Annotated in this window: 21 protein-coding genes; 8 read left to right on the top strand and 13 right to left on the bottom strand. The window is 65.9% G+C overall.

Translation table 11 applies throughout. The features are described 5' to 3' along the window. The 6 genes from KVG96_RS11930 (at position 1) to KVG96_RS11905 (ending at position 5,117) form a co-directional block, all read left to right on the top strand. Entirely contained in the window at positions 1–663 is a 663-nt protein-coding gene (locus tag KVG96_RS11930) for an amino acid ABC transporter permease (protein WP_217892249.1), read from the top strand. Beyond that, the gene (locus KVG96_RS11925; protein WP_217892248.1) at positions 660–1,457 is read left to right on the top strand and encodes an amino acid ABC transporter ATP-binding protein; all 798 of its coding nucleotides are present in this window, start codon (positions 660–662) and stop codon (positions 1,455–1,457) included. The genes KVG96_RS11930 and KVG96_RS11925 overlap by 4 nt, the downstream gene beginning before the upstream one ends. 30 nt (positions 1,458–1,487) lie before the next feature. Beyond that, the gene (locus KVG96_RS11920) at positions 1,488–1,877 is read left to right on the top strand and encodes a RidA family protein (RefSeq protein WP_039768794.1); all 390 of its coding nucleotides are present in this window, start codon (positions 1,488–1,490) and stop codon (positions 1,875–1,877) included. Positions 1,878–2,002: 125 nt separating this feature from the next. Then, a complete protein-coding gene (locus KVG96_RS11915) occupies positions 2,003–2,767 on the top strand; it encodes an IclR family transcriptional regulator (protein ID WP_217892247.1) in 765 nt (254 codons plus the stop codon). A 39-nt stretch (positions 2,768–2,806) separates the two neighbouring features. Then, positions 2,807–4,024: an amino acid deaminase gene (locus KVG96_RS11910; protein ID WP_217892246.1), complete on the top strand. Its 1,218-nt coding sequence runs from the start codon at positions 2,807–2,809 to the stop codon at positions 4,022–4,024. A 160-nt stretch (positions 4,025–4,184) separates the two neighbouring features. Next, positions 4,185–5,117 (top strand): sugar kinase, encoded by a 933-nt coding sequence (locus KVG96_RS11905; protein ID WP_217892244.1) that lies wholly within the window; start codon positions 4,185–4,187, stop codon positions 5,115–5,117. A gap of 169 nt (positions 5,118–5,286) precedes the next feature. On the opposite strand, the gene KVG96_RS11900 is transcribed toward KVG96_RS11905, so the two are convergent. Then, the gene (locus tag KVG96_RS11900; RefSeq protein ID WP_217892243.1) at positions 5,287–5,562 is read right to left on the bottom strand and encodes a peptidylprolyl isomerase; all 276 of its coding nucleotides are present in this window, start codon (positions 5,560–5,562) and stop codon (positions 5,287–5,289) included. A gap of 40 nt (positions 5,563–5,602) precedes the next feature. Next, positions 5,603–8,143 carry a PAS domain-containing hybrid sensor histidine kinase/response regulator gene (locus KVG96_RS11895; RefSeq protein WP_217892242.1) on the bottom strand — a complete coding sequence of 847 codons (2,541 nt, stop codon included), beginning with the start codon at positions 8,141–8,143 and terminating at the stop codon, positions 5,603–5,605. Between the two features lie 104 nt (positions 8,144–8,247). Between KVG96_RS11895 and KVG96_RS11890 the strand changes: the two genes are divergently transcribed. Further along, positions 8,248–9,357, top strand: a complete 1,110-nt coding sequence (locus KVG96_RS11890; protein ID WP_217892241.1) for a PilT/PilU family type 4a pilus ATPase — start codon at positions 8,248–8,250, stop codon at positions 9,355–9,357. Positions 9,358–9,581: 224 nt separating this feature from the next. Here the strand turns inward: KVG96_RS11890 and KVG96_RS11885 are convergent, their stop codons facing one another. From KVG96_RS11885 to KVG96_RS11845, 9 genes are all read right to left on the bottom strand, one after another. Beyond that, positions 9,582–11,537, bottom strand: coding sequence for an acetoacetate--CoA ligase (locus KVG96_RS11885; RefSeq protein WP_217892240.1), 1,956 nt, complete (start codon positions 11,535–11,537; stop codon positions 9,582–9,584). 105 nt (positions 11,538–11,642) lie between these two features. Beyond that, positions 11,643–12,416: a 3-hydroxybutyrate dehydrogenase gene (gene hbdH / locus KVG96_RS11880; RefSeq protein ID WP_217892239.1), complete on the bottom strand. Its 774-nt coding sequence runs from the start codon at positions 12,414–12,416 to the stop codon at positions 11,643–11,645. 7 nt (positions 12,417–12,423) lie between these two features. After that, positions 12,424–13,815, bottom strand: a complete 1,392-nt coding sequence (locus KVG96_RS11875) for a GntP family permease (protein WP_217892238.1) — start codon at positions 13,813–13,815, stop codon at positions 12,424–12,426. Between the two features lie 431 nt (positions 13,816–14,246). Beyond that, positions 14,247–15,662 carry a sigma-54 interaction domain-containing protein gene (locus KVG96_RS11870; protein ID WP_217892237.1) on the bottom strand — a complete coding sequence of 472 codons (1,416 nt, stop codon included), beginning with the start codon at positions 15,660–15,662 and terminating at the stop codon, positions 14,247–14,249. 109 nt (positions 15,663–15,771) lie between these two features. Then, positions 15,772–17,346: an ABC transporter ATP-binding protein gene (locus KVG96_RS11865; protein ID WP_217892236.1), complete on the bottom strand. Its 1,575-nt coding sequence runs from the start codon at positions 17,344–17,346 to the stop codon at positions 15,772–15,774. Positions 17,347–17,359: 13 nt separating this feature from the next. Continuing rightward, complete coding sequence (locus KVG96_RS11860) at positions 17,360–18,382, bottom strand: ABC transporter permease (RefSeq protein ID WP_217892235.1); 1,023 nt, start codon at positions 18,380–18,382, stop codon at positions 17,360–17,362. Further along, positions 18,382–19,443: a microcin C ABC transporter permease YejB gene (locus KVG96_RS11855; RefSeq protein WP_217892234.1), complete on the bottom strand. Its 1,062-nt coding sequence runs from the start codon at positions 19,441–19,443 to the stop codon at positions 18,382–18,384. Before KVG96_RS11855 ends, KVG96_RS11860 begins: the two co-directional genes overlap by 1 nt. Further along, entirely contained in the window at positions 19,443–21,311 is a 1,869-nt protein-coding gene (locus KVG96_RS11850; protein WP_217892232.1) for an extracellular solute-binding protein, read from the bottom strand. The genes KVG96_RS11855 and KVG96_RS11850 overlap by 1 nt, the downstream gene beginning before the upstream one ends. Positions 21,312–21,446: 135 nt before the next feature. Beyond that, positions 21,447–21,728, bottom strand: a complete 282-nt coding sequence (locus tag KVG96_RS11845; RefSeq protein WP_217892231.1) for a peptidylprolyl isomerase — start codon at positions 21,726–21,728, stop codon at positions 21,447–21,449. A 412-nt stretch (positions 21,729–22,140) separates the two neighbouring features. Here KVG96_RS11845 and KVG96_RS11840 point away from each other — a divergent pair, with 412 nt between their 5' ends. Then, positions 22,141–23,187, top strand: coding sequence for a hypothetical protein (locus KVG96_RS11840; protein ID WP_217892230.1), 1,047 nt, complete (start codon positions 22,141–22,143; stop codon positions 23,185–23,187). 56 nt (positions 23,188–23,243) lie between these two features. Here KVG96_RS11840 and KVG96_RS11835 read toward each other — a convergent pair whose 3' ends face one another. Together KVG96_RS11835 and KVG96_RS27610 are read right to left on the bottom strand one after the other, a co-directional pair. After that, on the bottom strand, positions 23,244–24,314 hold the full coding sequence (locus KVG96_RS11835; protein ID WP_217892229.1) for a 3-deoxy-7-phosphoheptulonate synthase: 1,071 nt from the start codon (positions 24,312–24,314) through the stop codon (positions 23,244–23,246). A 337-nt stretch (positions 24,315–24,651) separates the two neighbouring features. Continuing rightward, positions 24,652–24,780, bottom strand: a complete 129-nt coding sequence (locus KVG96_RS27610; protein WP_264082369.1) for a hypothetical protein — start codon at positions 24,778–24,780, stop codon at positions 24,652–24,654. Positions 24,781–24,831: the final 51 nt, after the last annotated feature.

Here is a 24,831-nt window from a genome sequence, read left to right as displayed (position 1 = left end):
ATGTACGAATCGCCCGGTTGGTTGCATGAGTTGTGGGTGGCGCGCGAGCCGCTCTGGCAGGGCTTTGTCACCAGCGTGCAGGTGTCGGCGCTGGCGATCCTGCTCGGGACGCTGGTCGGCGTGGTCGCCGGCCTGATCCTGACCTACGGCCGCTTCTGGATGCGCGCCCCGTTCCGTTTCTACGTCGACCTGATCCGCGGCACCCCGGTGTTCGTGCTGGTGCTGGCGTGCTTCTACATGGCGCCGGCGCTGGGCTGGCAGATCAGCGCGTTCCAGGCCGGCGCACTGGGCCTGACGCTGTTCTGCGGCTCCCACGTCGCCGAGATCGTGCGCGGTGCGTTGCAGGCGCTGCCGCGCGGGCAGATGGAGGCGAGCAAGGCCATCGGCCTGACGTTCCGTCAGGCGCTCGGTTATGTGCTGCTGCCCCAGGCGCTGCGCCAGATCCTGCCGACGTGGGTCAACTCCTCGACGGAAATCGTCAAGGCCTCGACCCTGCTGTCGGTGATCGGCGTGGCGGAGCTGCTGCTCAGCACCCAGCAGATCATCGCCCGCACGTTCATGACCCTGGAGTTCTACCTGTTCGCCGGTTTTCTGTTCTTCGTCATCAACTACGGCATCGAATTGTTCGGCCGGTACATTGAAAAGCGGGTGGCCTTGCCATGACTCAAGCTCAAGTTTCTTCACAGAACCAGACCCAACCTCTGCTGGACATCCGCGGCCTGCACAAGCAGTACGGTGCGGTGGAGGTGCTCAAGGGCGTCGACCTGAGCATGCAGCGTGGCAACGTGGTCACGCTGATCGGCTCCAGCGGCTCGGGCAAGACCACGCTGCTGCGCTGCGTGAACATGCTCGAAGAGTTCCAGGGCGGGCAGATCCTGCTCGACGGCGAGTCCATCGGCTACGACGAGGTCAACGGCAAGCGCGTGCGCCATGGCGAGAAAGTCATCGCCCGCCACCGCGCGATGACCGGCATGGCGTTCCAGCAGTTCAACCTGTTCCCGCACCTGACCGCGCTGCAGAACGTCACCCTCGGCCTGCTGAAGGTGAAGAAGATGCACAAGGACGAAGCCGTGGCGCTGGCCGAAAAATGGCTGGAGCGGGTCGGCCTGCTGCAGCGCCGCGACCACTTTCCCGGCCAGTTGTCCGGCGGCCAGCAGCAGCGCGTGGCGATCGCCCGGGCCATTGCGATGAACCCCAGCCTGATGCTGTTCGACGAGGTCACCTCGGCCCTCGACCCGGAACTGGTGGGCGAGGTGCTCAACGTGATCAAGGGCCTGGCCGAAGACGGCATGACCATGCTGCTGGTGACCCACGAAATGCGCTTTGCGTTCGAGGTGTCGGACAAGATCGTTTTCATGAATCAGGGACGCATCGAAGAGCAGGGGCCGCCCAAGGAACTGTTCGAGCGTCCGCAGTCGCCGCGCCTGGCGGAATTCCTCAAAAGCACGCGGTTCTGACCTTTCACTTTTCAATCAGGAGAAACATCCATGAGCATCACCCGATACGGCACCGGCAGCACCGCGGCCGGCGGCCAGCCCCGTCCCTTCGCCCGCGCCGTCGAGGCCGACGGCTGGCTGCATGTGTCCGGCCAGGTGCCGGCGGTGGACGGCGAAATCATCGTCGGCGGCATCGTCGAGCAGACCCATCAGACCATGAAGAACCTGATCGCGATTCTCGAAGAGGCCGGCTACGGCCTGGAGGATGTGGTGCGCGCCGGCGTGTGGCTGGACGATCCGCGGGACTTCACCAGTTTCAACAAAGTGTTCGGCGAGTACTTCAAGCCCGAACACGCCCCGGCGCGGGCATGCGTGCAGGCGAGCATGATGGTCGACTGCAAGGTCGAGATCGATTGCATCGCCTACAAGAAGAAGGCTTGAAGCGGGGTGGCTCCCACCTTTGACAGGCGTCTTGCTCTGGGAGCCAGCCTGCCGGCGATGGCGGCCTACCGGTCGCCACGGCGATCTCGGTACACTCCCGGCACTGTGAATGGGAACCTGAAGACATGACCGAAGACACCATCAAACGCCGGGCCCGGGGCCTGGACCGGGCGTTCGACATTCTCGATTTCCTCAAGGAGATCGGCCAGCCGCTGCGCCCCAACGACATCGCCAACGGCATCGGCAGCCCGAAGTCCACGGTCTACGAACTGGTGGCGTCCTTGCTTGAGCGGCGGATCCTGGAGCCGGTGGGCAAGGACGGTCACGTCTACCTGGGCCGTCAGCTGTACTTCCTCGGCCAGGCGCACCTGCGGCATTTCGACCTCAGCCGCGAGGCCGACCACGCCTTGCAGGAGATCGTCAGCCAGACCCGGGAAACCGCGCAGATGTGCCTGCTCAACGGGCGCAAGTACACGGTGGCGCTGATGAAGGAGGGCGAGCGGCACTTTCGCATTTCCTCGGACATCGGCGAGAACGCGCCGATCCCGTGGACCGCGTCCGGGCGCCTTCTGTTGGCGCACCTGAGCGACCGGCAGATCATCGACCTGATCGACCCCGACGACTTCATCCTGCCGGACGGCGAACGCTTGCCGCTGGAGACGTTCCTGGGGGAAATCCGTCAGGCCGGCATCGACGGCTTCTTTTCCTTCGACAGTGTCGCCGACACCTTCACCCACTGCTTCGCCGCGCCGGTCAAAGACCCCGCCGGCGTGGCCATCTGCACCTTGTGCATCGTCGCCCCGCGCGCCGACGCCAAGAACAACTACGACGACTATCGCCGGGTCTTGATCGAGAGCGCCAACAGCCTCGCCCGGCGCATCAACGACTGACCGCGCCCGTCGGCGGGCGCGACTGTGAGGAGTTCGACCATGACGACCGTGAACACTACCGCTGCCGTGGAGAAGGGCGATGCCGCCGTCGGCGCCCACCTGGTGCGCGATGTCAGCCTGCCGGCGCTGGTGCTGCACCGCCAGGCGCTGGAGCACAACATCCGCTGGATGCAGACGTTCGTCAGCGACAGCGGCGCGGAACTGGCGCCCCACGGCAAGACCAGCATGACGCCTGCGCTGTTCCGTCGTCAGCTCGACGCCGGCGCCTGGGGCATCACCCTGGCCAGCGCCACCCAGACCCGCGCCGCCTATGCCCACGGCGTGCGCCGGGTGCTGATGGCCAACCAACTGGTCGGCACGCCGAACATGGCGCTGATCGCCGATCTGCTGGCCGATCCTGGCTTTGACTTCTACTGCATGGTCGATCACCCGGACAACGTCGCCGATCTTGGCGCGTACTTCGCCTCCCGGGGCGTTCGGCTGAACGTGATGATCGAGTACGGCGTGGTCGGCGGCCGCTGCGGTTGCCGCAGCGAGCAGGAAGTCATCGCGCTGGCCGAGGCCATCGCCGCGCAACCGGCCCTGGCCCTGACCGGCATCGAAGGTTATGAAGGCGTGATCCACGGCGACCATGCCGTCAGCGGCATCCGCGAATTCGCCGCGTCGCTGGTGCGCCTGGCGGTGCAGTTGCAGGACAGCGGCGCGTTCGCCGTCGCCAAGCCGATCATCACGGCGTCGGGGTCGGCGTGGTACGACCTGATCGCCGAGTCCTTCGAGGCGCAGAACGCCGCCGGGCGGTTCCTCAGCGTGCTGCGGCCGGGCAGCTACGTGGCCCACGACCACGGCATCTACAAGCAAGCGCAGTGCTGCGTGCTCGACCGGCGCAGCGACCTGCACGAAGGGCTGCGCCCGGCCCTGGAGGTCTGGGCTCATGTGCAGTCGCTGCCGGAACCGGGGTTTGCGGTGGTCGCCCTGGGCAAGCGAGACGTCGCGTTCGACGCCGGCCTGCCGGTGCCGTTGCTGCGCTACAGGGCCGGGGTGCTGCCGGCGGTGGGGGATGACGTCGGCGCGTGCAAGGTGACGGCGGTGATGGACCAGCATGCGTTCATGACCGTGGCGCCGGGGGTGGAGTTGCGGGTCGGCGACATCATCTCGTTCGGCACCTCGCACCCGTGCCTGACCTTCGACAAATGGCGGGTGGGGCTGCTGGTGGATGAGCGGTTGACGGTGATCGAGACGATGGGCACCTGTTTCTGAGGCTTCAGCAAGCGCCGCGCCCGGCGGCGTTTGCACTGACGCCATCTGCGGCAGACCGGCTCCCGCAGGGTCATGTGCCCGACACAGATCCAATGGGGGAGCCAGCCTGCTGGCGATGACGGCCCAAAGAACACCCTTGAATTGCCAGGACTCCATTCAGATGAGCACTCTCAGCCCCCTGGGCCCCCACACCCCGCGCATCGCCCTGATCGGCGAATGCATGATCGAACTCCAGCAGCGCGCCGACGGCAGCCTGCAGCAGAGCTTCGGCGGCGACACCCTCAACACCGCTGTCTACCTGTCGCGGGCCATGGGCGACCGGGCCCGGGTCGATTACGTCACGGCCCTGGGCGACGACAGCTTCAGCGACGAGATGTGCCGCCGCTGGGCCGGCGAAGGCATCGGCCTGGACTGGGTGCAGCGCTTGCCTGGCCGTCTGCCGGGCCTGTACTGCATCCAGACCGACGCCGCCGGCGAGCGGCGCTTCCTGTACTGGCGCAACGAAGCGGCCGTGCGCGACTGTTTCACCCTGCCGAACGGCGCCGCGACGCTGGCGGCCTTGCCGGATTACGACGTGCTGTATTTCAGCGGCATCACCCTGGCGGTGCTGGGCGCGCAGGGGCGGGAACGGCTGGTCGAGGTGTTGGCCGAAGCCCGCCAACGGGATGCGCGCATCGTCTTCGACAACAACTACCGGCCCCGCCTGTGGGCCTCGCGGGAAGCGGCGCAGGCGGCCTACCGCAGTGTGTTGCCCCATGTGGATCTGGCGTTGCTGACGGTGGAGGACGAACAGGCGCTGTTCGGGTTCGCCGATTGCGCAGCGGTGTTCGACGCCTACGCGCAGGTCGGTACGCCGGAAGTGGTGCTCAAGCGCGGCGCCGAGGCGTGCCTGATCCGCTGCGACGGGGAAGCCTTCGACGTGCCGGCGCAGAAGGTCGAGAGGGTGATCGACACCACGGCGGCGGGGGACTCGTTCAGCGCGGCATACCTGGCCAGCCGCCTGTCAGGCGCCGGCCCGGCGGACGCCGCCGAGGCAGGGCACCGGTTGGCGAGCCGAGTGATCCAGGTGCCGGGGGCACTGATCCCGAGATGAGCTGAAGGAGCGGCTGTCCGCTAGGCCTGCGAACGCCCGAGAACCCTGTGGGAGCTGGCTTGCCAGCGATGAGGCCGGTACTCCGGATTCGGTGCCGCCTGACCGTACGCCATCGCCAGCCTGCTGGCGATGGCGGCAGCCGAGGCGCCGCGGGGCAGGATCTTGCCGCTCAGTCGCGGAAGAACACCTGCACCAGGTGATAGCCGAACTTGGTCTTGATCGGCCCGTGCACGGTGCGCAAGGGTTTCTTGAAGATCACCGCGTCGATGGCGCCGACCATCTGCCCCGGCCGCACTTCGCCCAGGTCGCCGCCACGCTTGCCGGACGGGCAGGTCGAGTGTTTCTTGGCCAGCACGTCGAAGGCTTCGCCCTTGGCGATGCGTTGCTTGAGCTGTTCGGCCTCTTCGGCGGTCTTCACCAGAATGTGGCGGGCTTGGGCTTTCATGATGCGGTACCTGAATGCGGGGCGCGGATTATGCCTCAACTCATGGGGTTTGGCTGAGCATCGTGCGGATCTTGGCCGCCAGCGCCTCGATGGAAAATGGCTTGGCCACCATGTCCATGCCGTCCTCCAGAAAGCCCTGGCGCTCGGCGGCGTTCTGCGCGTACCCGGTCATGAACAGCACCTTGAGCCCCGGCCGGTGCTGGCGGGCGATTTCCGCCAGTTGGCGGCCGTTCATGCCCGGCAGGCCGACATCGGTCACCAACAGGTCCATCCGCTGGCCGGACTCGAACAGCGGCAGGGCGCTTTTCGCATCTTCGGCCTCGAAGGCGCGGTAGCCCAGTTCCCTGAGCAGGTCGAGCACCAGCATGCGCACCGCCGGATCGTCCTCGACCACCACCACGGTCTCGCCGGTCGCTGCGGCGGGCGCCGCGACGGCCGGTTCGTCCGCCGGCAGCTGGGACTGCAAGGCATGCAGGCGCGGCAGGTACAGGCGCACGCAGGTGCCGCGGCCCGGCAGGCTGTCGAGGCTGACATGCCCGCCGGACTGCTGGGCGAAGCCATAGATCATCGACAGCCCCAGGCCGGTGCCCTGGCCGATGGGTTTGGTGGTGAAGAACGGGTCAAACGCCTTGGAGCGCACCGACGGCGTCATGCCGGTGCCGTTGTCGCTGACCGCGAGCATCACGTAGTCGCCGGCCTTGACCGGCTCCAGGGTGGTGATGTCGCTGCCGTCGAGGTAGACGTTGGCGGTCTCGATCAGCAGTTCGCCGCCCTCGGGCATGGCATCGCGGGCATTGATCACCAGGTTGAGCACTGCGTTCTCCAACTGGCTGACGTCGGTGCTGACCAGCCACACGCCGGCCCCCAGGCGCAGGGTGAGTTCGATCGGGTCGCCCTTGGTGCGGCGGATCAAATCTTCCAGCGAGTGGATCAGCTCGTTGACGTCCAGGGTCTTGCGGTCCAGCGACTGGCGCCGGGAAAACGCCAGCAGGCGGTGGGTGAGGGCGGCGGCGCGGTTGGCCGACGACACCGCGGCTTCGGTGAACCGGCCGATCTCGTCGGTGCGGCCGCTGGCGATGTAGCGCTGCATCAGGTCGAGGCTGCCGATGATGCCGGTCAACATGTTGTTGAAATCGTGGGCGATGCCGCCGGTGAGCTGACCGACCGCTTCCATTTTCTGGGCGTGGCGCAGGGCGTCTTCGGCGCGCTCGCGCTCGAACATTTCGTTTTGCAGGCGCTGGTTGGCCTGGGCCAGTTGCTTGGTGCGGGCCGCGACGCGCTCCTCCAGCGTTTCATTGAGGTCGCGCAGGGCCTCTTCGGTCTTTTTGCGTTCAGTCTCGTCGATCACGAAGATGTAGAAGCCGTTGACTGCGCCGTCCGGCCCGTGGCGCGGCAAGTAGTTCATCAGCGCATGGCGCAGGCTGCCGTCGCGGTGCGGCGAGTACAGGCTGAACGAACAGGGGCGCCCGGCCAGCGCTTCGGCGATGTAGGGCTTGCGCGGAAAGTAGCCCTCGTCGCCGAGCACATCGCGGATGGTGCGGCCGTACAGTTCCTGGGGCGTGAGGCCGTACCAGTCCAGGTACGCGGCGTTGTTCAGGCGAAAGCGCTCTTCGCGGTCCACATAGCTGATCAGGATCGGCATCGCGTTGATGATCAGCTGCAGCTCGGTCTGGCTCTGGCGCAAGGCTTGTTCGGTGAGCTTACGCTCGGTCAGGTCCAGCGCCGCACCGAGGAAGCGCACGGGCCGGCCATGGTGATCCTTGTAGCAGCGCCCCCGGGCGAACACCCAGCGCACCTCACCGTTGGCTTGCTGCAGGCGGTATTCCTCGGCGTATTCGGTGCCGTGGGTGATGCAGTGCTTGATGCTGCGGGCGATCAGCGCGCGGTCTTCGGGGTGCACGCCGTGCAGGTATTCGCTGATCGGCAGACGGTTGGCCAGCGCCGGATCGACGCCGTGCAACTGGGCGAAATGCGCGTCGGCGATGAAGCGGTCCTCACCGATGTCCCAGTCCCAAGTGCCGACCGCATCGGTGGCGGCCAGCGCCAGTTGCAGGCGTTCTTCGGTTTCGCGCTGGGCCTTGAGGCTGTCTTCGGAGCGCTGCTTGAGCTCCTGGGCCATGCGCCGGCGTTCGTTGGTCTCGATGGCCGTGACCAGAATCCCGGCCACCCGGGCGCTTTCGTCGCGGATCGGGCTGTAGGTCAGGTCCAGCCAGAAATCGGACTCCCGACCGTCCCGCTGCGGCAGGGTGAAGCGCTGCTCGTGGTAGGTGCGCACCTGGCCCTGTAGGACGGCGCTGTAGATCGGGTCGGTGAAGTCGCGAAATTCCGGCCATGTTTCATGCGCCGGTTGTCCGAAAGCGCGCGGGTGATTGCTGCCGGCCAGCAGGGCGAAGCCGTTGTTGTAGATCTGCGTCAGGTGCGGGCCCCACAGCAACAGCATCGGCATCGGCGAATGGATCACGATGTCCACCGCCGTGCGCAGGCTCTGCGGCCAGGTGCCGGCGGCGCCCAGCGGCGTGCGGCTCCAGTCGGTGCAGGCGATCAGCGCCTGGGCGTCATCGGTGGCGGGTACAGCGTTCATCGGTCGGGTCCTGATCGTCGGTCGGCGGGCCGGCGTCGACTATCCTGATGCGGTAGTCGCCTGCCTCTGCGGGTTCATTGAAAACTTTGCGGGTGCTTTTTGCCATGGAAATCGACGCACTGTTGAAACAACTGGCCAGCCGCCACGGTTCGGATCTGTTCCTCTCCACGGGGGCGCCGCCCAGCGCCCGGTTCGAAGGCGTGCTCACGGCGTTGACCGAATCGCCGTTCAAGCCCGGCGAAGTGGCCGCCATCGCCGCTTCACTGATGGACGTCGAACAGCGCCGGGAGTTCGACCGCGAGCTGGAAATGAACCTGGCGATTTCCCGTACGGGCATCGGGCGTTTCCGGGTGAACATCTTCAAGCAGCGCAACGACGTCTCGGTGGTGATCCGCAACGTCAAGCTCGACATCCCGCGTTTCGAAGACCTGAAACTGCCGCCGGTGCTGCTGGAGTCGGTGATGCTGAAGCAGGGGCTGATCCTGGTCGTCGGCGCCACGGACTCGGGCAAGTCCACGTCGCTGGCGGCCCTGGTCGACCACCGCAACCGCCACAGCAGCGGGCACATCGTCACCATCGAGGATCCGGTGGAGTACATCCATCGGCACAAGCGTTCGATCATCAATCAGCGCGAGGTCGGGGTCGACACCCGCAGTTTCCATGCGGCGCTGAAAAACACCCTGCGCCAGGCCCCGGACGTGGTGCTGATCGGCGAGATCCGCGACCGCGAGACCATGGAACATGCGCTGGCCTTCGCCGAGACCGGGCATCTGGTGCTGTCGACGCTGCACGCCAACAACGCCAACCAGGCGCTGGAGCGGATCATCAACTTCTTCCCCGAAGAGCGGCGTCCGCAATTGCTGCACGCCTTGGGCAACCACCTCAAGGCGTTCGTGTCCCAGCGGCTGGTGCGCACCCGCGACGGCCAGCGGCGGGCGGCGGTGGAGGTGATGCTGGGCACGCCGACCGTCGGCGACCTGATCCGCCGCGGCGAGTTCGTCGAACTGAAGACGATCATGGAAAAGTCCGCGGAGCTGGGCATGCAGACCTTCGACGGCGCGCTGTTCGACCTGGTGGCGGAGGGCGTGATCGATGAGGAGCAAGCGCTGAAGAACGCCGATTCGGTGAACAACCTGCGCCTGCGCCTGAAACTGCACGCCGACACCTTGCCGCCGCCGGCGGGCGCGGCCGGGGATTGGGGGCTGATGGACTGATCCCCGCTGATCCTATGGGCGCGACTGCCCTGATCCCGCGGTGCCTTGACTGACGCCATCGCCAGCAGGCTGGCCCCCACAGAAAATGTGGGTGGCTGCAGAATCTTCGGCCACCGCAAATACCTGTAGGAGCGAGCCTGCTCGCGATAGCGTCCTGTCAGTCAGCCTGGATACGACTGATACACCGCTATCGCGAGCAGGCCGGCTCCCACAGGGGAGTGGGCTCAGGCCTGAAGCTCAGGCCGGTCGCGGAACTGCTCCAGCGCCTCGGGGTTGGCCAGGGCATCGGTGTTCTTCACCGGCTCCCCGTGCACCACATTGCGCACGGCCAGTTCCACTACCTTGCCGCTGAGGGTGCGCGGGATGTCGGTGACCGCGACGATCCTGGCCGGCACATGGCGCGGTGTGGTGTTGGCGCGGATCACCTGACGGATCTGCTGCTGCAGCACTTCGTCGAGCGTGACGCCGTCCTGGAGCCGCACGAACAGCACCACCCGCACATCGTCCTGCCAGTGCTGGCCGATGGCGACGCTGTCCAGCACCTGTGGGACCTTTTCCACCTGCCGGTAGATTTCGGCGGTGCCGATGCGCACGCCGCCGGGGTTGAGCACAGCGTCGGAGCGGCCGTGGATCAGCATGCCGCCGTGGGGCCGCTCCTCGGCGTAGTCGCCCTGGGCCCAGACGCCGGGAAACAGGCTGAAATACGACTTGCGCAGCTTCTCGCGGTCCGGGTCGTTCCACAGTCCGATGGGCATGGCGGGGAAGTGCCGGGTGCACACCAGCTCGCCCTTCTCGCCGATCACCGGTTGGCCGGCGTCGTTCCAGACCTCCACGGCCATGCCCAGGCTCTTGCCCATGATCTCGCCGCGGCGGACCGGCGACAGCGGGTTGCCGTTGACGAAGCAGGAGACGATGTCGGTGCCGCCGGACATCGAGGCCAGGCACACGTCGGCCTTGAAGTCGCGGTAGACGTAATCGTAGCTCTGCGGCGACAGCGCAGAACCCGTGCACAACAAGGTCTTGAGGCTGCCCAGGTCATGGCTGTGACGCGGTTTGAGGCCGCTGCTTTCCAGGGTGGCGAGGAACTTGGGGCTGGTGCCGAACACGCTGATGCGCTCGGCGTCGATCAGGTCCGGCAGCCGTTCGTTGGCCGGATGGAACGGCGAGCCGTCGTACAGCACCACGGCGCTGCCGACCGCCAGGGCCGACACCAGCCAGTTCCACATCATCCAGCCGCAGGTGGTGTAGTAGAACAGACGGTCGGCTTGGCCGAGGCCGACGTGCAGGCCGTGTTCCTTGACGTGTTGCAGCAATACGCCGCCGGTGCTGTGGATGATGCATTTCGGCACGCCGGTGGTGCCGCTGGAATACAGCACGTACAGCGGATGGTTGAACGGCACCGGCACGAATTGCGGTTCGCCGCCGGGGCGGTAGAAGTCGCTCCACAGTGCCACGTCGGCCTCGGTGCGGTACACCCCGGTGTCGCTCTGCGCTTCGGGGCCGGGCACGATGATCAGCTGTTGCAGCGACGGCAGCTGCGCCAGGATCTCGTTGATTTTGACGGTCTGGTCGACCGTCTTGCCGGCGTAGCGGTAACCGGCGCAGATGATCAACGCTTTCGGTTCGATCTGGCCGAACCGGTCGATCACCCCGTGGGTGCCGAAGTCCGGCGAGGAGCACGACCAGATGGCACCGAGGCCGGTGGCCGCAAGCATCGCCACCAGGGTCTGCCAGGTGTTGGGCATGCACGCGGCCACGCGGTCGCCCAAACCGATGCCGGCGGCTTGCAGGCCGGCCTGGAAACCGGCGACCTGGCGGGCCAGTTCCGCCCAGCTCAGTTGTTCGCGCCGACCGTCTTCGGCCACGGCCACCACCGCCACAGCCTCGTCGCGGCGGCGCAGCAGGTGTTCGGCGAAGTTCAGGGTGGCGCCGGGAAACCATTCGGCGCTGGGCATCTGCGGGCCTTCGCGCAGGACGGCCTCGGGCGGGGTGCGGAAACGGATGTCGAAGAAATCGACGATGGCCTGCCAAAACGCCTCGCGCTGCGCGACGCTCCAGGCATGCAGGGCCGGGTAGTCGGCCAGGTTCAGGTGATGGCGTTGCTCGACGAAGCGCCGGAAGACGTCCATGGGCGAATCGGCGATGCGTCGGGCGTCGGGCTGCCAGAGGATGTCGGACATGGGTTGCCTCTTCTTATCGTATGCACACAAAGATTCGATGGCCTCACTGTCCCCTTTGCGGGCGCGGGCAAGCCCGCTCCCGCAAAGGGGAAGGGGCGGTAGCGGCTATTGCGCCAACCATCCGCCATCGATGTTCCACGCCGCGCCGCGCACCTGGCTGCCGGCCTCGCTGCACAGGAACAGCACCAGCTCGCCCAGGTGCTCCGGCGTCACGAACGCCAGCGACGGCTGCTTCTCGGCCAGCAGGTCATGCTGCGCCTGCTGCGGGTCGACGCCTTTGGCCGCCCGGTCGTCGATCTGCTTCTGCACCAGGGGCGTCAGCACCCAGCCCGGGCAGATCGCGTTGCAGGTGACGTTGCCGGCGGCGGTCTCCAGGCCGACCACTTTGGTCAGGCCGATCACCCCGTGCTTGGCCGCCACATACGCGGCCTTGCCGGTGGAGCCCACCAGGCCGTGCACCGAGGCGATGTTGATGATGCGGCCCCAGCCCTTGCCGCGCATGCCCGGCAGGCTCAGGCGGGTGCTGTGGAACACCGAGGACAGGTTGATGGCGATGATCGAGTCCCAGCGCTCCACCGGGAAGTCTTCGACGGCGGCCACGTGCTGGATCCCGGCGTTGTTCACCAGGATGTCCACGCCGCCGAATTCGCGCTCGGCGTAGGCGACCATGTCGGCGATCTGCGCCGGGTCGCTGACGTCGGCCGGGTGATGGCCGACCTTGCCGCCGTGCCGCGCGATGTCGGCGACCGCCGCCGAGGCGTCGCCGAAGCCGTTGAGGATCAGGTCGGCGCCCGCCTTGGCCAGCACGTGGGCGATGCCCAGGCCGATGCCGCTGGTGGAACCGGTGACCAGCGCGGTCTTGCCCGAAAGAGTCGTCATGAATACCTCACACAATGCCGGTGGCGTAGAAAGTGCCGATCACCACGAAGACCGCCAGGGTCTTGATCAGCGTAATACAGAAAATGTCCTTGTAGGCTTCGCGGTGGGTCAGCCCGGTGACCGCCAGCAGCGTGATGACGGCGCCGTTGTGCGGCAGGGTGTCCATGCCGCCGCTGGCCATGGCGGCCACCCGGTGCAGCACCTCCAGCGGAATGTTGGCCGCGTGGGCGGCGCTGATGAACTGTTCGGACATCGCCGCCAGCGCGATGCTCATGCCGCCGGACGCGGAACCGGTGATGCCGGCCAGCAAGGTGACGGTGATGGCCTCGTTGACCAGCGGATTGGGAATGCTCTTGAGCCAGTCGGCCAGCACCAGGAACCCCGGCAGGGAGGCGATCACCGCGCCGAAACCGTATTCCGACGCCGTGTTCATCGCCGCCAGCAAGGCGCCGCTGACCGCGCTTTTGCTGCCCTCGGCAAGCTTGCTGCGGATCGCGCCGAAACCGAACGCCAGCACCATCAGGATGCCCACCAGCAACGCCGCCTGCACCGCCCAGATGGCCGTGAGCTTGGCGATGTCCGTGGTCACCGGCGCGGCCATGCCCGGCAGCGCCAGGCTGTGGGTCTTGCCGTACCACTGAGGGATCCACTGGGTGAACAGCAGGTTCATCACGCCCACCGCCAGCAGCGGCGACAGGGCCAGCCACGGGTTCGGCAGCTTGAGGTCGTCGGCGGTGTCCGGCTCGTTGCGCAGTTCGCGGCCGTAGCCTTCGCCGGCCTTCTGCGCCTTGTGGCGCTGGCGCTGGAGGAACAGCATGCCGGCGCAGAACACGAACACCGTGCCGATCACACCCAGCCAGGGCGCCGCCCACGCGGTGGTGTTGAAGAAGGTGCTGGGGATGATGTTCTGGATCTGCGGCGTGCCGGGCAGGGCGTCCATGGTGAAGGAGAACGCGCCCAGGGCGATGGTCGCCGGGATCAGCCGCTTGGGGATGTCGCTCTGGCGGAACATTTCCGCCGCGAACGGATACACCGCGAACACCACCACGAACAGCGACACGCCGCCGTAGGTGAGCAGGGCGCACACCAGCACGATCACCAGCATCGCCTGGCGGGTGCCGAGCAGACGGATCGCCGCCGCGACGATGGAGCGCGAGAAGCCGGACAGCTCGATCAGCTTGCCGAACACGGCGCCGAGCAGGAACACGGGAAAATAGAGTTTGATGAAGCCGACCATTTTCTCCATGAACACCCCGGTGAACGCGGGCGCCACGGCGGACGGGTCGGTGAGCAGGACAGCGCCGAGGGCGGCGATGGGGGCGAACAGGATGACGCTGTAGCCTCGGTAAGCGGCCAGCATCAGCAGCGCAAGCGCCGCCAGGGCAATGATCACACTCATGGTGTGTCTCCAGGGATTGTTATTTTTGTGGGTGGTGCGGGTACGCAGAGGCGGTTAGCGAGTTTTGTGCCAATACGTTAAGACGTTGAAATATAAGGAATTAATTTCGCTTTTGTGGGTGTGCGAGGGTCTTTTGTCTCTTTTTTGAGATTTCTGGTGATTGGAAGGGCCCCATCGCCAGCAGGCTGGCTTCCACAGAGGACTAGGTTGAATGCAGAACCTGTGTTCACCCCAGAACCCTGTGGAGCCAGCCAATAGGCCCAGTCAAATCACCACAGAACCCTGTAGGAGCCAGCCTGCTGGCGATGAAGCCAGTGAAAGCACCACAAAACCAGGGCAAGCCCCGTGTTTCTGTGTCTGACCCAAACTCCTGTGGGAGCAGGCTTGCCTGCGACGCTTTCGCTCTTCTCTATAAAGAGATGCGAGTCTCTCTAGTGAGACTCGGCAATCCCCAACGCCACCATTTTCTTGTACAGCGTCGACCGCCCCAGCCCCAGCCGCTGCGCCGCCTCGACCACCTTGCCCCCGCATTGCGCGAGGGTGGCCTGGATCAACTGCCGGTCAAACCGTTCACGGGCCTGGCTGAAGGTTTCGTGGGCCAGGGGCTCCGACACCGGAGACGGCCCGCGCTCGACCGGCACAAACGTGCCGATCGCCGCCCGGATGTCCTCGGTCGTGAGCACCAGGGCGTCGCTGAGCAGCGCCGCCCGTTCCAGCACGTTGCGCAGTTCGCGGATATTCCCCGGCCAGGCATGCTGCCCCAACAGCTCCAGCGCCTGGCGGTCGAGTTCGTGCTGGCTGCGCAGATCCTCCAGGATCGCCTCGCTGAGCGCCGGCAGGTCGTCGAGGCGTTCGCGCAGCGGCGGCACATGGATCGGCAGCACATTGAGGCGGTAATACAGGTCGGCCCGGAACTCGCCGCGCTTGATCGCCGCCTCCAGGTCGGTGGACGTGGCGGCGATCACCCGCACGTCGCTCTGGATCACGTCGTTGGAGCCGACCGGCTCGAACTCCTTTTCCTGCAGCACCCGCAGCAGCTTGCTTTGCAGCGGCAGCGGCATGTCGCCGATCTCGTCGAGGAACAGCGTGCCGCCCTGGGCGATCTGCAACTTGCCGGTGCGGCCCTTGCGGTCGGCGCCGGTGAACGCGCCGGGGGCGGTGCCGAAGAACTCCGCCTCCAGCAACGCCTCCGGGATCGCCGCGCTGTTGATGCTGACGAACGCCTTGTGCGCCCGGGGCGAGGCGCTGTGGATCGCCTGGGCCAGCAGTTCCTTGCCGGAACCGGTTTCGCCCAGCAGCAGGACGGGCGACTCGGCGCTGGCGCTGCGCCGGGCCCGCCGTTTGACTTCCAGGCTGGCGGCGCTGGTGCCGATGAAGTGGGCGAAGTTGTATTTGGTCTGCCGCGCCCGCAGCAGCGAGCGGGTCGAGGCCAGCTCTTCTTGCAGGCTCAGGTAGCGCTTGAGCATCGGCGACAGGCTGCGCAACTCGTCGAACAGGGCGAAGCCGATGGCGCCGATCACCGCGCCGGCGTTGTCGTGGATCGGCAGGCGCATCACCACCAGGGGCTCCTTGGGCGTGTCCTGCATGTCCAGCAGGATCGGCCGCCCGGTGCGCACCACCTCGCGCAGCAGGCTGCCGGGGATCACGCTCTCGCAGGGCTTGCCGATGGCCCCGGCGGCGGATTCCAGGCCGAAGCGCCGGGCATAGCGCTCGTTCATCCAGACGATGTTGGCGTCGCGGTCGACGATCACCGTGCCTTCGCTGGACTGCTCGATGATCTCGAACAGCGAACGGATCGCCAGGGTGCGCACCCGTTGGTAGTCCTTGAGGTTTTCGCTGGTGTTCATGGGGCGGATCCTGAATGTGTGTGGCCGGGGCGGCCCCGCACCCCCAGGCGCAGTGAAGTCCCCTGTGGGAGCGAGCCTGCTCGCGATGAAGGCGACGCGGTGCCCCTGATCACTCAGGATGCGCCGCCGCCAGCAACTCCTTGGTGTACGGATGCTGCGGCGACTCGAACACCTCATGGCTGGCGCCGCACTCGACCACCTTGCCGTCCTTGATCACGATCATGTCGTGGGCCAGGGCCTTGACCACGGCCAGGTCGTGGCTGATGAACAGGTAGGTCAGGCCGTGCTTTTCCTGAAGCTGGCGGAGCAGGGCGACCACCTGTTTCTGCACGGTGCGGTCGAGGGCGGAGGTCGGTTCGTCGAGCAGGATCAGCGCCGGCTTGAGCACCAGCGCTCGGGCGATGGCGATGCGCTGGCGCTGGCCGCCGGAGAACTCGTGGGGGTAGCGGTGGCGGCTCTCGGGATCCAGGCCCACCTCCTTGAGCACGCGGATCACCTGTTCGTCGCACTCCAGGGCGCTGGACTCGCAGTGCACTTCCAGGCCTTCGCTGATGATCTGCGCCACGGACATCCTCGGGCTCAGGCTGCCGAACGGATCCTGGAACACCACCTGCATCTGCCGGCGCCAGGGCCGCAACTGCTTCTGGTTGAGGCCATCGAGCGATTCGCCCTGAAAACGGATGCTGCCTTGCGAGTCGAGCAGGCGCAGGATCGCCTGGCCGAGGGTGGACTTGCCGGAGCCCGACTCGCCGACGATGCCCAGGGTCTTGCCGCGCTGGATGTTCAGACTGATGCCGTCCACCGCGCGCAGGTATTGCTTGCGTCGGAACAGTCCGCCGCCCACCGCAAAGTCCACCCGCAGGTTGTCCACTTCCAGCACATTCTCACGCTCATCCCGCGGCAGTGCCTCGCCTTCGGGTTCGGCGTTGAGCAGCACGCAGCTGTAGGGATGCTGCGGCGCGGTGAACAGGGTTTCGCAGGGTGCCTGCTCGACGATCTGCCCGGCCTTCATCACGCACACGCGCTGGGCGATGCTGCGCACCAGGTTGAGGTCATGGCTGATCAGCAGCAGCGACATGCCCAGGCGCCGCTGCAGGGATTTGAGCAGCAGCAGGATCTTGCGCTGCACGGTCACGTCGAGGGCGGTGGTGGGCTCGTCGGCGATCAGCAGTTCCGGCTCGCAGGCCAGGGCCATGGCGATCATCACCCGTTGCCGCTGGCCGCCGGACAACTGGTGCGGATAGGCCTTGAGCCGTTCCTTGGGCTTCTGGATGCCCACCAGCTCCAGCAGTTCGAGAATGCGCGCCTGGGCCGCCTTGCCGCCCAGGCCCCGGTGCAGCAGCAGGGTTTCGCCGATCTGCTTCTCGATCGTGTGCAGGGGGTTGAGCGAGGTCATCGGCTCCTGAAAGATCATGGCGATGCGGTTGCCCCGCAGGTCGCGCAGGGCGGCGGGTTCGGCGCCGACCAGTTCGCGGCCGCGGTAGCGGATGCTGCCGGTGGTGAGGGCTTCGCCTTCGGGCAGCAGTTGCAGGATCGAGTGGGCGGTCACCGATTTGCCCGAGCCCGATTCGCCCACCAGGGCCAGGCACTCGCCGGGACGGATGTCCAGGCACAGGTCGCGCACCACGGTCTGGCCGCCGAAGGCGACGTTGAGGTCACGGATTTCGATCAGGTTGTCAGTCATTTCAGGATCCGCTTCAGGCGCGAGGGTCGAAGGCATCGCGCAACGCCTCGCCGATGAACACCAACAGTGAAAGGATCAGCGCCAGGGTGAAGAACGCCGTCAGGCCGAGCCACGGCGCTTGCAGGTTCTGCTTGCCCTGGCCGATCAGTTCGCCCAGCGACGCGCTGCCGGCGGGCATGCCGAAACCCAGGAAGTCCAGCGCCGTGAGGGTCGAGATCGCCCCGGTCAGGATGAACGGCAGGTAGCTCAGGGTCGCGTTCATCGCGTTGGGCAGAATGTGCCGGAAGATCACTTTGCGGTCGCTCAGGCCCAGTGCCCGCGCGGCCTTGACGTACTCCAGGTTGCGCCCGCGCAGGAATTCGGCGCGCACCACATCCACCAGCGCCAGCCAGGAGAACAGCGCCATGATCCCCAGCAGCCACCAGAAGTTCGGCTCGACGAAGCCCGACAGGATGATCAGCAGGTACAGCACCGGCAGCCCCGACCAGACCTCCAGCAGCCGTTGCCCGAGCAAGTCGACCCAGCCGCCGTAGTAGCCCTGCAAGGCGCCGGCGGCGATGCCGATCAGCGCGCTGACGAAGGTCAGCATCAAGGCGAACAGGATCGACACCCGCGCGCCGAAGATCACCCGGGCCAGCACGTCCCGCGCCTGGTCGTCGGTGCCCAGCCAGTTGACCGTGGTCGGCGGGCTCGGGGCCGGTTTGTTGAGGTCGTAGTTGGGCGTGTCGTCGCTGAACGGGATCGGCGGGAACAGCAGCCAGCCGCCGTCCTTGCGGATGAGTTGCTGCACATAGTCGCTGCGGTAGTCGGCCTGGAACGGCAGTTGTCCGCCGAACGCCTGTTCGGTGTGGCGCTTGAACACCGGAAAATACCATTGGCCCTGATAGCTGACGACCAGCGGCTTGTCGTTGGCGATCAGCTCGCCGCCCAGGCTTAAGACGAACAGGCCGACGAACAGCCACAGCGACCACCAGCCCCGGCGGTTTTTCTTGAACCGTTGGAAACGGCGGCGCCCCAGAGGCGAGAGCTTGAACATCAGGCGTTCCTCGCGGCGAAGTCGATGCGCGGATCGACGAGGGTGTAGCACAGGTCGCCGATCAGTTTTATCAGCAGGCCGAACAGGGTGAAGATGAACAGCGAGCCGAACACCACCGGGTAGTCCCGCGACACCGCCGCCTCATAACTCATGCGGCCCAGGCCGTCGAGGGAGAAGATCACCTCGATCAGCAGGGATCCGGCGAAGAACACGCTGATGAACGCCTGGGGGATCCCCGACACCACCAGCAGCATCGCGTTGCGAAACACATGGCCGTACAGCACCCGGCGCTCGCTCAGGCCCTTGGCCCGTGCGGTGACCACATACTGGCGGGTGATTTCGTTGAGGAACGAGTTCTTGGTCAGGATGGTCAGGGTGGCGAACCCGCCGATCACCAGCGCCGTCACCGGCAGCACCAGGTGCCAGAAGTAGTCGGCGACCTTGCCCAGGGCCGACAGCGACTCGAAGTTGTCCGAGACCAGCCCGCGCACCGGGAACCAGTTCAGCGACGTGCCGCCGGCGAACACCACGATCAGGAACATCGCGAACAGGAACGCCGGCATCGCATAGCCGATGATGATCGCGGTGCTGCTCCAGATGTCGAAATGGCTGCCGTGGTGCACCGCCTTGCGGATGCCCAGCGGAATCGACACCAGGTAGGTGATCAGCGTCGCCCACAGGCCGAGGGAAATGGTCACCGGCATCTTCTGCAGGATCAGGTCGGTGACCGTGGCGCCGCGGAAGAAGCTCTTGCCGAAATCCAGCTGCGCGTAGTTCTTGAGCATCAGCCACAGGCGTTCGTGGGCCGGCTTGTCGAAGCCGTACTGTTTTTCGATGTCCTTGATCAGTTGCGGGTCCAGGCCGCGGCTGGCCCGGGAGGTGCCGCTCATGGTTTCGCCGGAGCCGCCGCCGACCGCAGCGCCGCCGATGCCCTGCAAGTGGGCGATGGCCTGTTCCACCGGGCCGCCGGGGGCGGCCTGGATGATCACGAAATTCACCAGCAGGATGATCACCAGGGTCGGGATGATCAGCAGCAGGCGCCGCAATATGTAAGCCCACATCAGTGCGGCCCTCCGGGTCTGCCACGGCTGATTTTCTCAGCGGTCATCTCTTGGTTGGTCAACGGCGTGCGGCTGATTTCCCACCAGCTCTCGATGGCCTCGTCGTTGCTGGCCTGCACGGCGGGAATGCCGAAGCGGTTCCACCACACGGTGGAGGTGCCCGGCGGGTAATAGTTGGGGATCCAGTAGTAGTTCCATTGCAGCACCCGGTCCAGCGCATGGGCGTAGCGCAGCATGTCGGCCTGGGTCGAGGCGCGGATCAGGCCGTTGATCAGGGTGTCCACCGCCGGGTTCTTCAGCGCCATGTAGTTGTTGGCGCCGGGGTCGTTGGCCGACGCCGAGCCGAAATAGTTGAGCAGCTCGCCGCCCGGCGACGTGGTGACCGGGTAACCGGTGACGATCATGTCGTAGTCGCGGCTCATCAGACGGTTGACGTACTGCGAGGAGTCGATGCGGCGGATGCTGAGGTCGATGCCGATCTGCTTCAGCGTGCGCTTGTAGGGCAGCAGCAGGCGGTCCATGCCGTTCTGGCTGACCAGGAAGGTGAACGCCAGCGGTTCGCCCTGGGCGTTGACCAACTGGTCGCCGTCCGGTTTCCAGCCGGCTTGCTCCAGCAGCTCCAGCGCCTGGAGCTGCTTGTCGCGGATCAGGCCGCTGCCGTCGGTCTTCGGCGCTTCGAAGACCTGGGTGAAGACTTCGTCGGGGATCTGCCCGCGCAGCGGTTCGAGGATCTTCAGTTCGTCGGCGTCCGGCAGCTCGCGGGCGGCCAGGTCGGTGTTGGAGAAGTAGCTCTGCTGGCGGATGTACAGGTTGCGCATCATCTGCCGGTTGCTCCACTCGAAGTCCCAGAGCATGGCCAGCGCCTGGCGCACGCGGCGGTCCTGGAACACCGGCTTCTGCAGGTTGAACACGAAACCTTGGGCCGATTGCGGCGCCTCGGTGGCCAGGTGGGCCTTTTGCAGACGGCCGTCGCTCAGGGCCGGGCTGTCGTAGCCGATGGAATAGCCGGTGGCGGAGAACTCGCGGTTGTAGTCGTAGGCGCCGCCGCGCAGCACCTGGCGGGCGACGTCGGTGTCGCCGAAGTATTCGATGCTGAAATGATCGAAGTTGTAGAGCCCGCGGCTCACCGGCAGATCCTTGCCCCACCAGTCGGGATTGCGCTCGAAGGTGATGCTGCGCCCGGAATCGACCTTGCCGACCCGGTACGGGCCGCTGCCCAGCGGCGGTTCGTATCCGCCGCCGCCGGCGAAGTCACGGCTCTTCCACCAATGCTGCGGAAACACCGGCAGGGTGGCGATGTCCAGCGGCAGGGTGCGGTTTTCGTTGCTCTTGAAGTCGAAACGCACGGTCAGCGGCGCCTCGACCTCGACGCCTTTGACGTCGGCGAACTGGGTGCGGTAGCGCAGGCTGCCCTGGGTCATCAGCAGGTCGTAGGTGTAGCGCACGTCTTCGGCGGTGATCGCCTGACCGTCGGCGAAGCGGGCCTTGGGGTTGATGAAAAAGCGCAGGGACAGGCCGTCCTCCGAGCGTTCCATCTTTTGCGCGACCAGGCCGTAGACGGTGTAGGGCTCGTCCAGCGAGCGCTGGGCCAGCGGCGAGTAGAGCAGGCCGTCGATCTGGGTGACGCCGATGCCTTTGTCGATGTAAGGCAGGACATGGTCGAAGTGGCCGATCTCGATGGCCGAGCGGCGCATCGTCCCGCCCTTGGGCGCCTGCGGGTTGGCGTAGTCGAAGTGACTGAAGCCGGCGGGGTACTTGGCCGGTTCGCCATAGACGGTGAGCGCGTGTTGCGGTGCGGCGTCCACACCGGCGGCACCCAGCAGCAGGGCCACGGCAGTGAACATCAAAGTGGGGAAAGCCAGTCGCATTGTCAGCCTTAGAGCCGGGTGATCGATAAGCGCCAGTTGTACGCGAGCGACGCGCCGGTCGCCAGCCGTATCGCACAACCGAAACGCAACGGCCCACCGAAGGGCGGGCCGTTGCACAACAGGCCGGACGTTGGATCAGTCCTGACGGCTGGTGACTTCCAGCAGGTGGTAGCCGAACTGGGTCTTCACCGGGCCTTGCACGGTGTTGACCGGTGCGCTGAACACCACGGTGTCGAATTCCTTGACCATCTGGCCCGGGCCGAACGAGCCCAGGTTGCCGCCGTCGCGGCTGGACGGGCAGGTGGAGTTCTTCTTGGCCACTTCGGCGAAATCGGCGCCGCCTTCGATCTCGGCCTTGAGTTCGTTGCACTTGGCTTCAGTGGCAACCAGGATGTGGCGGGCGGTGGCTCGGGCCATGGGGTAACTCTCCAATCAAATCGATGAAGGGTGGAGCCTACCGGATTCGGCGGGCGATTTCTCGGCAATGTTCCGTCCGGCTGTCCGGTGCCAGGGTGTAGGTGTGGATGTCATAGGTTAGCCGTTTGCGCACGGATTGCCTGTCGGGCAGGCGGCGGGAGCGGATTCGGCGCGGCCTGAACGGGATTAGAGAACGTAGGAGGGTTCATCTCTGCTTGAGGCTAGAGTCGGAACTATCGGAAATCTGTTGCCCGGTTACCTTAGCCTCACCATCGGTTGCCTACCGTGCGTGGCGGCCGTTTCCGGACGCCGAATCGAAAAGCCCCGACATCTCTTTTGTTCCGGACGGCGTTCAATAGGCGGTACACGACGCTTTATCGCAAAGCGGTCGATCCAAGGAGCGGAGCGGCAAATGAACATGAATGAATCAATTATCCCCTGCGGCGCGGCCCCGAACTTGCCGGCGCCTTCGGTCGCCCACCTGAATGACGGCATGCTCGATCCGGCCTGGAACAAGGCCGTCGTCACGGTGGCGGCTTACCCCGGCATGGCCAACGGCGACAGGCTGATCCTGCACTGGAGCGGCCTGGACGCCGAAGGCATTCCCGAGGGGCATTCCCTGATCCGCCATATCAGCCGGCAACAGGTGGGGTGCGACGTGGTGTTCGTCATCAAGGGTGACCGCATCGCCGCGCTGGAGGGCGGCAGCGCGCAGGTGCACTGGACGCTTTACCGCGCAAGGTGCGGCGAGACGGTCTCCTCCGAGCGGCTGCCGTTGCTCATCGGCGAGTCGCAAGGCGGGCTGCTTGCGCCGATCGTCGAGGAAGCGGTCGGCGGCGCGCTCGATCCTGATCGGGTGCCCGAAGGAACCCCCGTCACGATTCGCCCATACCCCGCCATGGCCGAAGGCGACTGCATTCAGCTGTCCTGGCAAGGTGAAACGGGGCAGGTAGAGGATGCCTTGACCGTAGCGCCGGCTTCAGTGGGGGCACCGCTCTCGCTGTGGATGGCCCACGACAAGATCGCAGCGTCCTTGGGCGAGGAGGTGACCGTCAGTTATCGGGTGGAACAGCAGCAGGGAACGGCCCGACAGTCGGAGACGACCCGGATCAAGGTTGCTCCGCTGGTGCGCCAACCGCTGGCCGCTCCGCAGGTGCTGGAGGCCGAAGCCGGTGTGCTTGACGTGGAAGAGGCCCTTGATGGCATCACTGTGGTGATCGGCAACGCACAGGCCGAAAACGGTGAGTTGGTGTACTTGCGATGCGACGGCGAGCACTTCAACCATCGCGATTATCGGGAAATCACCGCGGAAACGGCCTGGCAGTCCTTGACCTTCATCGTGCCTTACCGGTTCTGGAGAGAGCATCGAGGCGCCGTGGTGCGCGTTTCCTACTCGGTGGAGCGACTGGACGACGTCAGTCAGGAGTCGGAGGTGGCGTGGGTGCAGATCAGCGCGTAGCTGGGGGGCGACGGGCCTTCCGGGCCCTGGCGATCCGGAAGGCTGTCGTCGCCGGTCTACGCCTGATTGCGCAAACGTTCTGCGGCCTGCAGCAGAAGCTGTTCCGTCGGGCTGAAGCCCAAGCAACCGTCAGTGATCGAAACGCCGTAACGCAAGGTTCCGCTCAATGGCTGGCAGCCGTCGAACAGATGGGACTCCAGCATCATGCCGATCAAGGCGCGGTTGCCTTGCAGACGCTGTTCGAGCACGTCGTTGAACACGGCGGGCTGACGCAGGGGATCCTTGCCGCTGTTGGCGTGGCTGCAATCGACCATGATCCGGCCAGGAACCGGTTGGCGGGCCAGGGCAGTCTGGATCTCGGCAACGCTGCCGCGGTCGAAGTTCGGCCCTTTGTGGCCTCCGCGAAGCACCAGGTGGGTGTCGGGATTGCCTGGGGTCTGGACGACGGCCGGGTGGCCCTGGCTGTCGATGCCGAAGTGCCGGTGGCCATGGGCGGCGGAGCGCATGGCGTCCACGGCGATGGCGACGCCGCCGTCCGTGCCGTTCTTGAAGCCGACCGGCATGGGCAGCCCGCTGACCATTTCCCGGTGGATCTGCGATTCGGTGGTGCGTGCGCCGATGGCGGCCCAACTGAGCAGGTCGTCGAAGTAGCCGGCGGCCATGGGCTGCAGCAATTCGGTGGCGATGGGCAGGCCCAGGCGGATCATCTCCAGCATCAGTTCGCGCGAGAGCGTCAGGCCGTCGGCCATGTCATCGCTGCCGTCCAGGCGCGGATCGTAGGCCAGGCCTTTCCAGCCGACTGTGGTACGGGGCTTTTCGACGTAGGCGCGCATCACCAGCAGCATCTGGTCGCTGACGTCATGGCTCAAGCGGGCGAGCTTTTCAGCGTATTCGAGGGCGGAGCGGGGATCGTGAATCGAGCAGGGCCCGACAATGACCAGCAAACGGTGGTCTTCACCGTCGAGAATGGCGCGGACCGCCTGGCGGTGGACGGCGACTTGCTGGCTCAGGACATTGCCGAGGGGCAATTGCTGCTTGAGCTGCAACGAGGTGGGCAGGCGCAGGGTCAGCGATTCGTTGGCGGAATCGAGGGTGGACAGCGGCAACGCAGAAACGGACGAGTTCATATTCAAGCTTCCTGGGCGAGTGGCGGGTGCTTCCCGCGCACTCGTCCCTACTGGGGTGTTCGACAAGGGGCCGTATTGGCTTCGAGTGTGTGCTTGCCACCTTGGGGTGACCGATCGGAGGCGGCAGGCTGTCCCGAGCGGAGGCTGGTAAATCGCCAGGCGGTAAAACTGTCGTAGCGGTAATAGGTGGCGTAGTTCATGTCGTGATTCCTCAAAAATGTCTGGTGTGTCGCGGAAAAAGCTTTGGGCCTGAAAAACAAAACCCCCGGTCGGGAGGCCGACCGGGGGTTGAGAATTCTCTGGTGGGCGACCCGTTCATATGGGCGCCCTGTGGGTATCAGGCGCGCCAGTGGCTAAACCAATACCCAAAATAAAAACCGGCCGGAGCGCAGACGTCAGCCGACCGGGCAGCGGCAACCGAGCGCAGGGCGCTGGCGGTGTCGAGCAGGGAAGGGACGTTGAACATGGTGTGTCTCCGTTAGGTTGGGGCCGAGCTTACTAGAGGCCTGTGCGGCTC

The sequence above is a fragment of the Pseudomonas ekonensis genome (assembly GCF_019145435.1).
GTDB classification, from domain to species: domain Bacteria; phylum Pseudomonadota; class Gammaproteobacteria; order Pseudomonadales; family Pseudomonadaceae; genus Aquipseudomonas; species Aquipseudomonas ekonensis.
The sequence above is the reverse complement of the archived record's forward strand: the minus strand, read 5'-3'. Positions and strand labels throughout refer to the sequence as shown.

Bases quoted from the DNA above. Each gene is read 5' to 3' on its own strand.
- KVG96_RS11855 (WP_217892234.1), bottom strand. From the start codon at position 19,443: ATGTGGGCTTACATATTGCGGCGCCTGCTGCTGATCATCCCGACCCTG.
- KVG96_RS11850 (WP_217892232.1), bottom strand. From the start codon at position 21,311: ATGCGACTGGCTTTCCCCACTTTGATGTTCACTGCCGTGGCCCTGCTG.
- KVG96_RS11930 (WP_217892249.1), top strand. From the start codon at position 1: ATGTACGAATCGCCCGGTTGGTTGCATGAGTTGTGGGTGGCGCGCGAG.
- KVG96_RS11860 (WP_217892235.1), bottom strand. From the start codon at position 18,382: ATGTTCAAGCTCTCGCCTCTGGGGCGCCGCCGTTTCCAACGGTTCAAG.
- KVG96_RS11840 (WP_217892230.1), top strand. From the start codon at position 22,141: ATGAACATGAATGAATCAATTATCCCCTGCGGCGCGGCCCCGAACTTG.
- KVG96_RS11925 (WP_217892248.1), top strand. From the start codon at position 660: ATGACTCAAGCTCAAGTTTCTTCACAGAACCAGACCCAACCTCTGCTG.
- KVG96_RS11905 (WP_217892244.1), top strand. From the start codon at position 4,185: ATGAGCACTCTCAGCCCCCTGGGCCCCCACACCCCGCGCATCGCCCTG.
- KVG96_RS11885 (WP_217892240.1), bottom strand. From the start codon at position 11,537: ATGTCCGACATCCTCTGGCAGCCCGACGCCCGACGCATCGCCGATTCG.
- KVG96_RS11910 (WP_217892246.1), top strand. From the start codon at position 2,807: ATGACGACCGTGAACACTACCGCTGCCGTGGAGAAGGGCGATGCCGCC.
- hbdH (WP_217892239.1), bottom strand. From the start codon at position 12,416: ATGACGACTCTTTCGGGCAAGACCGCGCTGGTCACCGGTTCCACCAGC.
- KVG96_RS11870 (WP_217892237.1), bottom strand. From the start codon at position 15,662: ATGAACACCAGCGAAAACCTCAAGGACTACCAACGGGTGCGCACCCTG.
- KVG96_RS11915 (WP_217892247.1), top strand. From the start codon at position 2,003: ATGACCGAAGACACCATCAAACGCCGGGCCCGGGGCCTGGACCGGGCG.
- KVG96_RS11900 (WP_217892243.1), bottom strand. From the start codon at position 5,562: ATGAAAGCCCAAGCCCGCCACATTCTGGTGAAGACCGCCGAAGAGGCC.
- KVG96_RS11920 (WP_039768794.1), top strand. From the start codon at position 1,488: ATGAGCATCACCCGATACGGCACCGGCAGCACCGCGGCCGGCGGCCAG.
- KVG96_RS11835 (WP_217892229.1), bottom strand. From the start codon at position 24,314: ATGAACTCGTCCGTTTCTGCGTTGCCGCTGTCCACCCTCGATTCCGCC.
- KVG96_RS27610 (WP_264082369.1), bottom strand. From the start codon at position 24,780: ATGTTCAACGTCCCTTCCCTGCTCGACACCGCCAGCGCCCTGCGCTCG.
- KVG96_RS11895 (WP_217892242.1), bottom strand. From the start codon at position 8,143: ATGAACGCTGTACCCGCCACCGATGACGCCCAGGCGCTGATCGCCTGC.
- KVG96_RS11865 (WP_217892236.1), bottom strand. From the start codon at position 17,346: ATGACTGACAACCTGATCGAAATCCGTGACCTCAACGTCGCCTTCGGC.
- KVG96_RS11845 (WP_217892231.1), bottom strand. From the start codon at position 21,728: ATGGCCCGAGCCACCGCCCGCCACATCCTGGTTGCCACTGAAGCCAAG.
- KVG96_RS11890 (WP_217892241.1), top strand. From the start codon at position 8,248: ATGGAAATCGACGCACTGTTGAAACAACTGGCCAGCCGCCACGGTTCG.
- KVG96_RS11875 (WP_217892238.1), bottom strand. From the start codon at position 13,815: ATGAGTGTGATCATTGCCCTGGCGGCGCTTGCGCTGCTGATGCTGGCC.